Origin of the sequence: Vibrio sp. ABG19, from assembly GCF_029962385.1 — a bacterium.
Classification (GTDB): Bacteria; Pseudomonadota; Gammaproteobacteria; order Enterobacterales; family Vibrionaceae; genus Vibrio; species Vibrio ostreae.
This window is the reverse complement of sequence record NZ_CP071707.1, coordinates 606,895-619,545: the sequence shown is the minus strand read 5'-3', so window position 1 is coordinate 619,545 and position 12,651 is coordinate 606,895. Positions and strand designations below refer to the sequence as shown.

Here is a 12,651-nt window from a genome sequence, read left to right as displayed (position 1 = left end):
CTTAATACACTCGATACTTTCTATTTTGATCCAGTAACAGACTGAACTGAACTTTCTTGTGTAATGCATCGCTGTTGATGCTGGCGGCAATATGGAAACGCAACGTAAGCGGATTGTGATGTTCGTTATCTGAACGAACCAAGACATTCTTTAAACGCGGCTCATAACGCTCCAGGCATTGCTGGATCGCCAGCTTGATACGTAACGATAAATCCATGGTTTCCAACGTGGCGTCATTAAAATCGACCAATCCCAAATGAGGTGCGCTTTGCGCACCACCAATTCGGGTGTTGAGAATGTTGGATACGTTACGTTTAACGGAGTCGAGTACATCCCATGCATCCGGACCTTGAGTCAGAGACACAGGTTTAGCGTTGGCTTCTAAACGCTCGAAGAAGCCAACCCCAAAAACACTCTCTTCAGGTGCTATATATGTCATGATTAAGCTTGATCCAGACGGCCTACCAATGACAACTCAAAATTTGCACCCATGTATTTGAAGTGCGGACGTACCGCCAGAGAAACCTGGTACCAACCCGGGTTACCTTCAACATCCATAACCTCAATCTTCGCGGCGCGTAGCGGTCGGCGGCTGCGAACGTCTGCTGGTGGATTTTCCTGATCAGCTACAAACTGTTTGATCCACGCGTTCAGTTCACGCTCAAGATCCTGACGCTCTTTCCATGAACCGATCTGCTCACGCTGCAAGACTTTCACGTAATGTGCCAGACGGTTGATGATCATCATGTAAGGCAACTGGGTTCCCAGCTTGTAGTTGGTCTCGGCTTCTTTGCCTTCTTTGGTATTCGGGAATACTTTTGGCTTCTGAATCGAGTTTGCTGAGAAGAACGCGGCGTTATCGCTGCCTTTACGCATCGTCAGAGCGATAAAGCCCTCTTCAGCCAGTTCGAATTCTTTACGGTCAGTGATGAGAACTTCAGTCGGGATCTTGCTCTGCAGTGCACCCATAGACTCAAAAACGTGCACAGGAAGATCTTCAACCGCACCGCCACTTTGCGGGCCGATGATGTTCGGACACCAACGATACTTAGCAAAGCTGTCAGTCAAGCGGGTTGCAAATGCAAACGCCGTGTTACCCCACAGGTAATGTTCATGCGACTGGCTGACATTCTCTGCATAGTTAAATGATTTAACTGGATTTTCGGTGGGATCGTAAGGAACACGCAGCAGGAAACGTGGCGCAGTCAGACCGATATAACGTGCATCTTCTGAATCACGCAGAGCACGCCACTTGGTGTACTTCGGACTTTCAAAGATAGACTTCACGTCTTTGACGTTTGGCAGCTCTTCAAATGAGTCAATGCCAAAGAACTGAGGTCCGACACTGGAAATAAAAGGCGCATGAGCCATAGCGCCCAAAGAGCCCATGTACTGCAGCAGTTTCATGTCCGGTGTTGACGGTGTGAACGCAAAGTTACCAATGATGGCGCCGGTTGGTTCACCACCAAACTGACCATAACCTGATGAGTAAACGTGTTTATACAGGCCAGACTGGCTTGTTTCAGGAGCAAACTCAAAGTCTTCCAGCAGCTCTTCTTTGGTGACATGAAGTAACTCGACTTTGTTGTTTTCGCGGAAATCAGTCCGGTCGACGAAGAGTTTCAGACCACGCCAGGCCGATTCCATCTGCTGATACTGCTCATCATGCAGAATTTCGTCCATCTGGGCACTGATTTTTTTATCCAGTTCAACCAGCATTTGATCAACCAGAGATTTGTTGACCATTTCTGAATGGTCACTACCAATCAGGTTTTCGATAAAGGCTGCCACGCCTTTCTTTGCTACATCGTACCCTTCTTCGCTTGGCGCGATACGGGTTTGAGCCATGATTTCATCCAGCAGGCTGCCTTCAGCCAGCTGCGGTCTTTCCAATACCGATTCAGTAGTAGACATCTGTTAGTTCCCAATTCCGAATTAATGTCAAAAGTATCAAGTCAAGTTATGCCTGAGTCTGCTCTTCTGCGTCGCTGACCAGATTAAGTTCCGCCAACAATTTCTCGCGCGACTCTTCTGAGTTCAGCAGCTCTTGCAAACGATCGCGGAACGCAGGGATGTTACCCAGTGGACCTTTCAACGCCACCAGCGCTTCACGTAGCTCGATTAACTTTTTCAATTCAGGAACCTGAGATGCCACAGCATCGGGCGAAAAGTCAGCCAGAGACTTAAAGCTCAGCTCGACAGGCAGTTCTGCACCTTCGTCTTCACCCAGTTTGTTCTGCACTGTCGTGCTCAACTTAAGGTCACTTTCACGCATCACGGCTTCGAAGTTGTTCTTGTCGACTGAAACCGTCGAGCGCTCTTCGACAGGCGTCTCTTCAGCGTGACCTTTGAAGTCACCGACCACCAAGGTCTTGAGCGGTAACTCAACTTCTCCCTGTGCATCCCCAGTTGCAGGAATATATTTGATATTAATGCGCTCTTTAGGAGCGACACTTCCTTCTTTAGACATATAACGTCTCCAAATACCTATGCCAATCGTTGTGATAAATTAACTGTGCAGATGCCTTGCGGACTCTGCACAATTAACAATAATAAAAATGTTGTTATTTATAATATACTAAACACTGCCGATTGATATTTAACTAGTCGTTGTGTCAGAGGTTCAATAGTTGCGGCTACAACTTACAGAAATCCCTGCCCCGGCTGTCTTTGAATTATTTTCCTGAAGAATTAATTCAATCTTAAAGGCTTATCGGCTCGTGCCAGTTTTATTTATATTTTTCTTAATTAAGAAAAAGTGTCTCTGACGATGTTTCAATATTTATTTTTTGGGACATTCTATTCATTTGCGATGTATTTGTTGTACAAAAAAACACAAAAACATGACCTTGCTCCAAAAAACTCTTGCTATCGCCATTCTTATAATTAATTACTAATATTAAAATCGATTAAATATCCCAAAAGCGATCATGGTTATAGTAATCCACATTATTCCTAAGCTTTTGTTCGATATTTTCAGCACGTTTTTCCTGGGTCACATTCATGCGCTGAATAATGTTTTTATTACTCTCTTCAACGGAAAGATAGAGATTTTTCAGTCGGTTGGTGCCCGCTGTTTCAATGTAAATATCCATATAGGCCCGTGCTTTCGCCAGGTCCGTTGGCACAAACTGATAGTTTTCGCTTTGGCCGGCATAAACAAAGCCGAGCGCAGCCAGAGAAGTCAAATCACCGGCCTGAAGCGCCTCTTCACGCCAATGCAGCGCTTCCTCATAACGTCCTTTGTCTTCCAGCAAACCGATATAAGCGCGCATTGCCGGGATATAACCAGTTTGTGCAGCTGCGAGATACATTTTTCTCACTTGCGTATCACGCTCACCCGGTAAAACAAAATAGCCAGCACCAGCCTGGTAGCGTTTGGCCTTTTCCATCAAGGCCTGAGGCTGCTTAAAATCGACGGCCATGTTTAAGTACTGCTCTGACAGCGTCGGGTCAATCGGTTGATAATACTGAGCCAGTTCGTACAACGCTTGCGGCGCATCTTTCTGCCCCAAAGTCACCAAAGCATCATGATATTGCTGTTGCCAATATGCCTGCTCATGATCTGTCAGCCAATCGCCATGAGTATAGAGATGGTGCATAGCATGACGGTTACCGCCATTAGCAGACTGCAACAAATAATCTCTCGCTCTGGGTGGAGTACGTATCGTGGTATTGTAGTTCGACAGTTCCATCGCATACAGATACGCAGCGTCAGCATTGCCCATATCGGCCGCGTGTTTGAGGTAATTACGCGCTTCAATATTCTTAAACTGCGCCCTCAATAAACGTCCGCTTTCCAGCGCCTGCTGAGCGGAGAGAGTGTCGACATCGTAACTGTCTGCACTTGCTCCGAAACTCGCTACAGACAGACCAAAGACGACGGAAAAAAGTAATTTTTTAGCCGATGTTAACACTGCTGCCACCTTGTAATACGCCGCCACAATCAATAGCATCACCCGCTCGGGCTGCTGGTTTTCCGTCAATCATTACGGTTGCAGAGCCCGCCGCAATGGCCCGCGGATGCGGGGGATGCAAAGGTTTACTGTGCATTTCCAGTGGGTCTCCCATTCTTGCCGCAGGTTTGCCGTCAATTTTGACCGACCCGGACCCCGCAGTAACTGGGGTCGGCGCAAAGCCCTCATGGTCGGTCCCCACGTGGCCTACAATTATTCCATTTCCCATAATAAGGTTTCTCTGATTTATCGATAAAAAATAGCTGAGAAGCCTAAAAGCAATTTGTATACCTGAATCTGATACAAGCGGTAGCGGAATTCACCATCACGCGAGCAACTTCTTACCTGATCCAGGCAAGAACATGCCCAGGCCAATACAATAACTTGTACAATAACTTGCCCAGGTTGAATTAAATGTCAGAAAAAAGAAAACAATTAAAGTATTTACTCTAAAAAAATTCACCTAATAACAATTAAATCACTTACCGATCAATTTTAATGGCTGAATATCACCAAATTAAGCTAAGGACATATTTTCATCATCTCAATGTTGAGAATATATTATTTTAACTCCATTAACGTTAACTGAAATATCCGATTTATTATCATTTGCTAATTAAATTAATACTTATTTTAGTATGCTTTGATATATTGATTTATTATTACTCACGCTCATCTTTTGGCGAATCCATGACCACCATAGTTGTAATCGATTGCACTTGTAAACACTCTCCTAACACATCGGCGTGAAAACGTTTATAAGCACTTAAGTCTTTGGTTTCGACCCGCAGTAAATATTCGTTCATGCCGGTAATGTTATGGCATTCCACCACTTCTCTGGCCTCACTAACGTGCTCTTCAAAACTAAGCTGCGATTGTTTGGTATGGCTGTTCAAGCCAATCGACACATAAGCGATAAAGCCGACCTCAAGCTGGGTCTTATCCAGCACAGCGCGATAACCTTTAATGATTTTCTTGCGCTCCAGCTCCTGGACCCGCCTCAGAGTCGCTGAGGGTGACAAACCGACCCGCTCGGAGAGCTCAACATTGGAGATCCTGCCGTCTCGCTGTAGTTCACGCAATATTCTGTCATCAAACCTATCCATAACACACCTTTGTTGCTTACATTCATCATTCAACACAAATATAAACACAAAATTGCGCCCATTAGCCATTACTATTTATCCCATGTTCAATCGCTGAGAAGTAGCACAATGGATTACAGTCAATGGGGCCCTTTAGTGGCATTTGCGTTTGTTTCAACTTTTACTCCGGGTCCGAACAACATTATGTTGATGACCTCCGGAGCCAACGTCGGCTTTCTGCGAACGATTCCGCACATGTTAGGAATTACGGTCGGATTTAGCCTGATGGTACTGCTGGTCGGCGTCGGATTAACCGGTCTGTTTCAGGCTTATCCGCTGCTGCAACAGATCCTGCATGTGGTATGTCTGGCGTATCTGGTCTATCTGGCGATTAAGATTGCGCGCAGTCGCCCATCCAGCAGCTCACAGCAGTACCGGCCGATGTCGTTTATCTCGGCGATATTATTTCAGTGGGTTAATCCGAAAGGCTGGTCAATGGCACTGACCGCGGTCAGTGTCTATAACGAGAGTGCCAGTTGGCTGCAACTGCTGTTTATCTCTCTGGTGTTTGCTATGGTCAATATTCCGAGCGTCAGTGTGTGGACAGCAGCCGGTAAACAGCTCAGCAGCTGGATGACACACCCCAAATATGTGCGCTGGTTTAATGGGGCGATGGGAGGGTTACTGCTGGCATCGACCCTTCCGATGTTGTAATCAGATAGCCGAAGGTGATGGCTGGTTGGTAGAACAACACATCCAAATGCTCAAAATTCGTGGTTCATACTGGCCAGCATGCTGGCCAGTTGCTCGCGCTGCTCTTGGGTAAAATGACGGGTCAGATCCTGGGTCAGCGTTAAATGCAACGCATTATGCTGACGATACACATCCTGGCCCTGTTCAGTCAGATCAACCAACACTGAACGACGGTCTCCTTCAATCGTACGACGCTCGATCAATCCGGCCTGAACCAGCTTTTCAACCTGCACCGTCAGAGTGCCAGTGGTGATGCCCAGACGGTTAGCCAGCTCTTTCATGCGCATAGCACCATGACTGCCCAGCACTTCCAGCGTGTGGATCTGTGCCAGAGAATAGCCGGTCTCTTTCACCACCGACATTTCCCAGGAGGACATTTTGTCATAGAACTCGGTGATCAGATTATTCAGTTCAGTCAGGTGTGGCATATCGGGACCTTGTCGCTTTACTTGGCATTGACCTCTAAGGTGAGGTGGTGCAGTTTATCAAAGTCTTTCAGTTGCTGTCTAAAGTACTCCGCATCTTTATCACTGTCAGTTTTAAGGCGAATCGTGGCCGCATAGTGGTTGGCGCTCACTTTCCACATATGCATATCCATGACATTGACTCCATCATCATCCAGGCGCTCCAATATCCGCTGCTCATAATCCGCACCAATATGGGCATCAAGCAAAATAGGCGCGGTCTGTTTCATCAGTCCCAGCGCCCACTTGGTGATCACCAGCGCGCCGACCATGCCCATAATCGGGTCCAGCCATACCCAGCCGAGATATTTACCAACGATCAATGCCGCTATCGCCAGCAGCGAAGTCAACGCGTCTGCCAGCACATGCATGTAGGCAGCCGTCAGGTTGTGATCATGCTGGTGCTCATGCCCATGAGAATGAGCATGGTCGTGGTCGTGAGCATGATGATGACCATGGTGATCTTGCAACAGAAACATGCTGGCCACATTAACTAACAGCCCGACAACTGCCACCAGAATCGCTTCATTGAACTGGATCGAGAGCGGATTAAACAAACGGTGCACCGATTCACCGAGCATGATGATTGCGACCAGTCCCAATCCAATCGCACTGGTATAGCCGCCCAGCACACCGACTTTACCGGTACCGAAAGTAAATTGGCGTGTGCCCTGATGCTTACGCGCGTAACGCAAAGTAAACAAGGTGATACAAAAAGCGGCGGCATGCGTGCCCATATGCCAGCCATCCGCCAGCAGTGCCATCGAGCCATAAATGGTCCCGGCGACAATCTCGGCCACCATAGTCACCAGGGTAAGTAACAACACATAAATGGTGTTCTTCTCACCTTGCCGGTTAGCGTATGAAAAGGTTTGTACCTGTGGGCAGTTCGGTGATTGCATAAGAATTACTTTGATTATCAAATTTTCTACATGGTAGTTTGTTTGATAATCAAAGTAAAATAAATTGGCCATGTTATGCATTTTCGCATTAAATGTTGAACAATTAATAATCCAACGACATAAGGAAACTGACCGTGCCAGTGAGCCTTGTCACCACCATCACCATGCTGGCATTTGCTGCCAATTCCATCTTATGCCGCCTGGCACTGCAGGACGGTGCGATTGATGCCGGATCATTTACTGCATTACGATTGGTGTCCGGCGGCGTGACTCTCATCGCTCTGCATGCATTGGTCGTTCCCAAAAGCCGGCGCGTCTATCAATGGCGCTTCTCACTCAAAGCCGGACTGGCTCTGTTTGGCTATGCACTGTGCTTCTCGATTGCCTATCTGCAACTGTCTGCGGGAACCGGCGCTCTGTTGCTGTTCGGCACCGTACAATTGGCCTTGCTTATCGCGCACTGCTGGCAGGGCAATGCCGTCAATCGTCTCGAATGGCTGGGCCTGGCGATTTCCGTCGCCGGCTTTATTTACCTGATGCTACCGAGTGCGCAGCAGCCGGATCTCTGGTCTGCCGCGCTGATGATCCTATCCGGATTATGCTGGGCAGGGTTTACCTTACTTGGACGGCAAAGTGACAATCCGACCAGCGCGATTGCGCAGGGGTTCTGGTGTGCCAGCCTGCTGTGCGTGTTGCTGGCTCCGTGGTTAATTAACCTCAATGCCCTCACCACGACTGGCATTCTTCTGGCGCTCGCTTCCGGATGCATCGCCTCTGCCGCCGGTTATATCCTTTGGTATCAGGTGGTGCGCCGCCTGACGATTTTACAAGCCTCCGTGGCGCAATTGTCCGTCCCGGCGATCGCCCTCATCGCCGGCAGTGTGCTACTCGACGAAACCCTCACATGGCGCCTGACCATGATCAGCCTGCTAATTCTGGGCGGGATTGGCCTGGTGTTTATTGCCCGCCAGCGTGCCGGCACCTAGTTTCTGTCCGGAGAAACCCAGGCTGGATTTTCCCTCGCAGCCAAGTACAATTCGCAGCGTCGATCACCAGCAAGAACCTCATTATGTCATCTACTCCGCCCAAGACCGCTGCCTGCTTTACTCCGTTCCAGCGCGATATTTCCGCCCTTGCCCTGCCAGAGCGGTTTACCTATCCGTTCTGTTATGAACCGCATCCGCTCAGTATCATCGCCGCCGAAGAGTTGCAGCAGCACATCATGACTCAGCAGGACTGGTCCCATCCATTCGGCCTCAACGACGAGCAGCAAAGCGGTGCCAGCGGAAAAATGTTTGGTGTGCTGGTGGTCAGAAAGCCCGATGGAGAGCTGGGCTATCTGAGCGCCTTTTCCGGTCAGCTGGCCGAGCAGAGCCATTGGCCGGCTTTTGTGCCGCCAGTATTTGACCGCTTTGCTGACCCGGATTTTTTCCGCGCTGAAGCAGATCAAATCAACTTGATTAATCAGCGGGTTAAAGCACTGAAAGGCGATCCACGCAGGGCCGGACTGGACGCTGAAATCAAGCAGTGCCAGCAGGATGCTCAGCAGGCGATCGAAGCCTTCCGCCAGCAGATGATCGCCGCCCGCGCAGAGCGTAAAGCACAGCGCGCCGCGGGGGAGAAAACGTTACAGCCGACTGCCTTGCAAGCCTTGCTTGCTCAACTTGGCAGGCAGAGTGTGGCGGAAAAGAATCAGTTGAAAAAGCTCAAACAGCAGTGGGAAACTCAGCTCAATGAGCTACGCAACCAGTCAGACAACCTCAATCAGGAGCTGGAACAGCTCAAGGAACAACGCAAACAGTTGTCCGCTGCCTTGCAGAGTAAACTGTTTGGTCAGTATCGCTTTCTTAACCGTGCGGGGGACGAGCAATCATTGAATGCGATCTTTGCTGATAGCAGTAATCCGCTCCCGCCTGCCGGTTCCGGTGAGTGCGCTGCGCCAAAACTGCTGCAATACGCGTTTCGCCATCAGCTACAACCGCTTGCACTGGCTGAATTCTGGTGGGGCTGCTCACCAAAATCAGAAATCCGCCAGCATAAGAAATTCTATCCGGCTTGCCAGAACAAGTGTCATCCGATCCTCGGCCATATGCTGGCAGGGATGGATCTGGATCCCAATCCGCTGCTCGACAATCCGGCCCAAGGCAAAGAGATCGACATCGTGTATCAGGATGAAGCGATTGTGGTGGTCAACAAACCGGCCGAATTTTTATCCGTGCCCGGTGTGAACGTGAAAGATTCCGTTCTGACCCGGCTCGAACAGCGCTTTCCTGATGTGGAAGGCCCGTTTGTCCTGCACCGACTAGACATGTCGACCTCCGGCCTACTGGTGTTTGCTCTTACTCGCCGCGCGAATAAAAGCCTTCAGAAACAATTTATTACCCGTGGAGTTGAGAAACGTTATGTCGCCCTACTGAGTGGGGAAATAGCCCAGGGAGAAGGCTACATTTACCTGCCGCTGCGGCCTGATCTGGATGACCGTCCGCGCCAGATGGTGTGTGAGCAGCACGGTAAACCAGCAGAGACGTTCTGGCAAACCATCCGTACTGCGCAAGGCCAGACCCGGGTCTATCTCTATCCGAAAACCGGTCGCACCCACCAATTACGGGTACACTGTGCCCATACGCGAGGCTTTAACACCCCAATTGCCGGTGACGACCTGTACGGTGAAAAAGCCGACCGCCTGCATCTGCATGCCGAGACTCTCAGCTTTGATCACCCCTACACCAAACAACGGATGACATTTCAGATTGATGCCGATTTTTAAGCTCCGGCCACAAACAAAACCGTATCCGACATCAGTTGAGACAAAAGATCGCCGCGTGCGATCTTTTGTCTTACTGCTGCTAATTTTTTCTGACTGCTACTCATTTTTTCTGACTGTTACTCATATAGTTACCTGAACAGGAAAAATCCGTCCCAAACGATAACTAGACGACCGGTCTAATTTCAATTACAGTGCCTGTCATGAACACGAAAACCCAAGATACGCGTCAGCATATTCTCGAAGTCGGTTACGAACTGGTGGTCAATAAAGGCTTTACCGGGGTCGGGCTGTCCGAGTTGCTACGCAGTGCAGACGTGCCCAAAGGCTCGTTTTATCACTACTTCAAATCCAAAGAGCAGTTTGGCGAAGCCCTGCTCGTTGCCTATTTCGACCATTATCAGTCCCGGCTTGATACCTTGTTTATCGACAACGAGGAATCCCGCTATGAGCAATTAATGCGCTACTGGTACTACTGGACCGAATACAACAGCCAGCGCTGCAACGCATCCCGCTGCCTGGTGGTAAAACTGGCCGGTGAAGTGTCGGACCTCTCCGAACCCATGCGCCAGGCGCTGCTCAAAGGGACACGTCAACTGATCGACCGGCTGGCGCGGTGCATTGAGCAAGGTATCGCGCGTGGTGAACTGCAGGTCAATGACAGCCAGAGCACTGCCGACCTGCTGTATAATTTGTGGATTGGCGCCAGCTTACTCAACAAAATTCGCCAGGATGATGTCAGCCTGCAACAGGCACTGCGCAGTACAGAGCAGATCCTGCAAGGCCATGCGCCTGACTGATATATCGATTCGACCCGCTATTTCGATAGCGGTTTTTTTGCAACCTTTACTAGACGACTGGTCTAATTGAAAAAGGACACCAGAGATGACTCAAGCAACAAACCGACGCATCGTACTCGCTTCACGCCCGGTCGGCGCACCAACGGCCGACAATTTCCGTACTGAGAGCCTGCCAGTCGCAATGCCTGGCGAAGGTGAAGTGCTGCTGCGCACCATTTACCTGTCTCTTGACCCGTACATGCGTGGCCGTATGAGTGACGCCAAGTCCTACGCCGATCCGGTTGCAGTGGATGAGGTAATGGTAGGTGGTACCGTGTGCCAGGTTGAAGTCTCTAATCATGCAGACTATGAAGTCGGTGAATGGGTACTGGCTTACACGGGCTGGCAGCAATACGCCATCTCCAATGGTGAAGGCCTGCTGAAACTTGGCAAACACCCCTCCCATCCGTCTTATGCACTGGGCATCATGGGCATGCCGGGCTTCACCGCCTACATGGGTCTGCTGGACATCGGTCAGCCAAAAGCAGGTGAAACCATCGTAGTAGCGGCTGCTACCGGCCCGGTCGGCGCAACCGTGGGCCAGATTGGCAAACTAAAAGGTTGTCGTGTGGTGGGTGTCGCTGGCGGCGCAGAAAAATGTCGTCATGCGGTGGAAGTGCTGGGGTTTGATGCCTGTATCGACCACAAAGCCGACGATTTTGCCGCGCAGCTGAGCGCTGCGGTGCCACAAGGCATTGATGTCTACTTTGAAAACGTCGGCGGTAAGGTATTTGACGCCGTATTACCCCTGCTGAATTCTAAAGCTCGTGTACCGCTTTGTGGCATGGTATCGATGTATAACAACACTTCACTGCCGGATGGTCCGGATCGCATGTCAAGCCTGATGGTGCAACTGCTCGTCAAACGTATCAAGATGCAAGGCTTTATTATTTTTGATGATTACGGACACCGCTACAATGAGTTTGCGGCCGACATGACCCAATGGCTGGCACAAGGCAAAATGCAGTACACCGAGCAAATGGTGCTAGGACTAGAGAATGCCGCAGATGCTTTCATCGGCCTGCTGGAAGGTAAAAACTTTGGCAAACTGGTGATTGAAGTGAACTCTCCGTTATAAATTCAAACCGTTATAAGTCCAAACCGGCATTCGCTGCGTACAAGGCAGCGAGTGCCGGTACATTGGCACATACATACACAAAGACAAGGACATAGCATGATAACCCTGCACCACCTCAATCAGTCACGTTCCAAGCGCATTATCTGGCTACTGGAAGAACTCGGCGTAGAGTACCGCGTCGTGCCTTATCTGCGTGACAAAGCGACTTTCCTCGCCCCGCCGGAACTGAAAAGCATTCATCCGCTGGGTAAATCACCAGTGATTGAAATCGACGGACGAGTGATGGCAGAGTCCGGTGCCATTACCGATTATCTGATCGAACGTTATGCACCGCAGCAACTGGCTCCGGCTAAAGACAGTGACGAATACATTGATTATCTGCAGTGGCTGCACTTTGCCGAAAGCTCAGGCATGCTGCCTTTACTGCTCAAGCTGTTCATTGGCATGGAGAGTGCGCAAACCGAATTTCTGGAAAAATACGCCAATGGCGAAGCGGCCAAAGTACTAGGCTATGTGGATGCCCAACTGGCAGGAAAACAGTATCTGGTGGCCGGCAAACTGACCGGGGCTGATATCATGATGTCCTTTATCGCCGAAGCGGTGTACATGAGCGGTATGCAGGATCACTTCCCCAATATCAAAGCGTATCTGGCTCATCTGTCGACCCTGCCGGGCTACCAGAAAGCCAATCAGACTGAAGCCGAACTGAGCGCCTGAGCTTACGTTCTGAATAACAAAGCCTGCCACGCGGCAGGCTTTGTTATTTTTAATTGAATCGGGCTCATCACTGAACCCGCGTTGTGACTGCAC

General features: G+C 49.7%; 14 protein-coding genes. 6 read left to right on the top strand and 8 right to left on the bottom strand.

Going from position 1 to position 12,651, the window contains the following annotated elements; all coding sequences use genetic code 11:
• Position 1: 1 nt before the first annotated feature.
• The 6 genes from tssE to J0X00_RS02725 form a co-directional block, all read right to left on the bottom strand.
• Positions 2–439: a type VI secretion system baseplate subunit TssE gene (tssE, locus tag J0X00_RS02750; RefSeq protein WP_136487093.1), complete on the bottom strand. Its 438-nt coding sequence runs from the start codon at positions 437–439 to the stop codon at positions 2–4.
• Between the two features lie 2 nt (positions 440–441).
• Positions 442–1,914 carry a type VI secretion system contractile sheath large subunit gene (gene tssC / locus J0X00_RS02745; RefSeq protein WP_136487092.1) on the bottom strand — a complete coding sequence of 491 codons (1,473 nt, stop codon included), beginning with the start codon at positions 1,912–1,914 and terminating at the stop codon, positions 442–444.
• A gap of 46 nt (positions 1,915–1,960) precedes the next feature.
• Positions 1,961–2,470, bottom strand: a complete 510-nt coding sequence (tssB, locus tag J0X00_RS02740) for a type VI secretion system contractile sheath small subunit (RefSeq protein WP_136487091.1) — start codon at positions 2,468–2,470, stop codon at positions 1,961–1,963.
• 439 nt (positions 2,471–2,909) lie between these two features.
• Positions 2,910–3,956 (bottom strand): sel1 repeat family protein, encoded by a 1,047-nt coding sequence (locus J0X00_RS02735; protein ID WP_206208431.1) that lies wholly within the window; start codon positions 3,954–3,956, stop codon positions 2,910–2,912.
• A complete protein-coding gene (locus tag J0X00_RS02730; RefSeq protein ID WP_136487089.1) occupies positions 3,901–4,185 on the bottom strand; it encodes a type VI secretion system PAAR protein in 285 nt (94 codons plus the stop codon). Before J0X00_RS02730 ends, J0X00_RS02735 begins: the two co-directional genes overlap by 56 nt.
• A gap of 433 nt (positions 4,186–4,618) precedes the next feature.
• Positions 4,619–5,062 (bottom strand): Lrp/AsnC family transcriptional regulator, encoded by a 444-nt coding sequence (locus tag J0X00_RS02725; protein ID WP_136487088.1) that lies wholly within the window; start codon positions 5,060–5,062, stop codon positions 4,619–4,621.
• A gap of 108 nt (positions 5,063–5,170) precedes the next feature.
• Between J0X00_RS02725 and J0X00_RS02720 the strand changes: the two genes are divergently transcribed.
• Positions 5,171–5,755: a LysE family translocator gene (locus tag J0X00_RS02720; RefSeq protein ID WP_282476956.1), complete on the top strand. Its 585-nt coding sequence runs from the start codon at positions 5,171–5,173 to the stop codon at positions 5,753–5,755.
• 50 nt (positions 5,756–5,805) lie between these two features.
• Here the strand turns inward: J0X00_RS02720 and J0X00_RS02715 are convergent, their stop codons facing one another.
• Together J0X00_RS02715 and dmeF are read right to left on the bottom strand one after the other, a co-directional pair.
• Positions 5,806–6,222, bottom strand: a complete 417-nt coding sequence (locus tag J0X00_RS02715) for a MarR family transcriptional regulator (protein WP_136487086.1) — start codon at positions 6,220–6,222, stop codon at positions 5,806–5,808.
• Between the two features lie 17 nt (positions 6,223–6,239).
• Positions 6,240–7,160 (bottom strand): CDF family Co(II)/Ni(II) efflux transporter DmeF, encoded by a 921-nt coding sequence (gene dmeF / locus J0X00_RS02710; RefSeq protein ID WP_282476955.1) that lies wholly within the window; start codon positions 7,158–7,160, stop codon positions 6,240–6,242.
• Positions 7,161–7,294: 134 nt separating this feature from the next.
• Here dmeF and J0X00_RS02705 point away from each other — a divergent pair, with 134 nt between their 5' ends.
• The 5 genes from J0X00_RS02705 (at position 7,295) to J0X00_RS02685 (ending at position 12,558) form a co-directional block, all read left to right on the top strand.
• Positions 7,295–8,146 carry a DMT family transporter gene (locus tag J0X00_RS02705; RefSeq protein WP_136487084.1) on the top strand — a complete coding sequence of 284 codons (852 nt, stop codon included), beginning with the start codon at positions 7,295–7,297 and terminating at the stop codon, positions 8,144–8,146.
• Positions 8,147–8,229: 83 nt separating this feature from the next.
• Positions 8,230–9,927, top strand: coding sequence for a pseudouridine synthase (locus J0X00_RS02700; protein ID WP_282476954.1), 1,698 nt, complete (start codon positions 8,230–8,232; stop codon positions 9,925–9,927).
• Positions 9,928–10,127: 200 nt separating this feature from the next.
• A complete protein-coding gene (locus J0X00_RS02695) occupies positions 10,128–10,724 on the top strand; it encodes a TetR/AcrR family transcriptional regulator (RefSeq protein WP_282476953.1) in 597 nt (198 codons plus the stop codon).
• Between the two features lie 85 nt (positions 10,725–10,809).
• A complete protein-coding gene (locus J0X00_RS02690; protein ID WP_282476952.1) occupies positions 10,810–11,841 on the top strand; it encodes an NADP-dependent oxidoreductase in 1,032 nt (343 codons plus the stop codon).
• 96 nt (positions 11,842–11,937) lie between these two features.
• A complete protein-coding gene (locus J0X00_RS02685; protein WP_282476951.1) occupies positions 11,938–12,558 on the top strand; it encodes a glutathione S-transferase in 621 nt (206 codons plus the stop codon).
• The last annotated feature ends 93 nt before the right edge of the window (positions 12,559–12,651 follow it).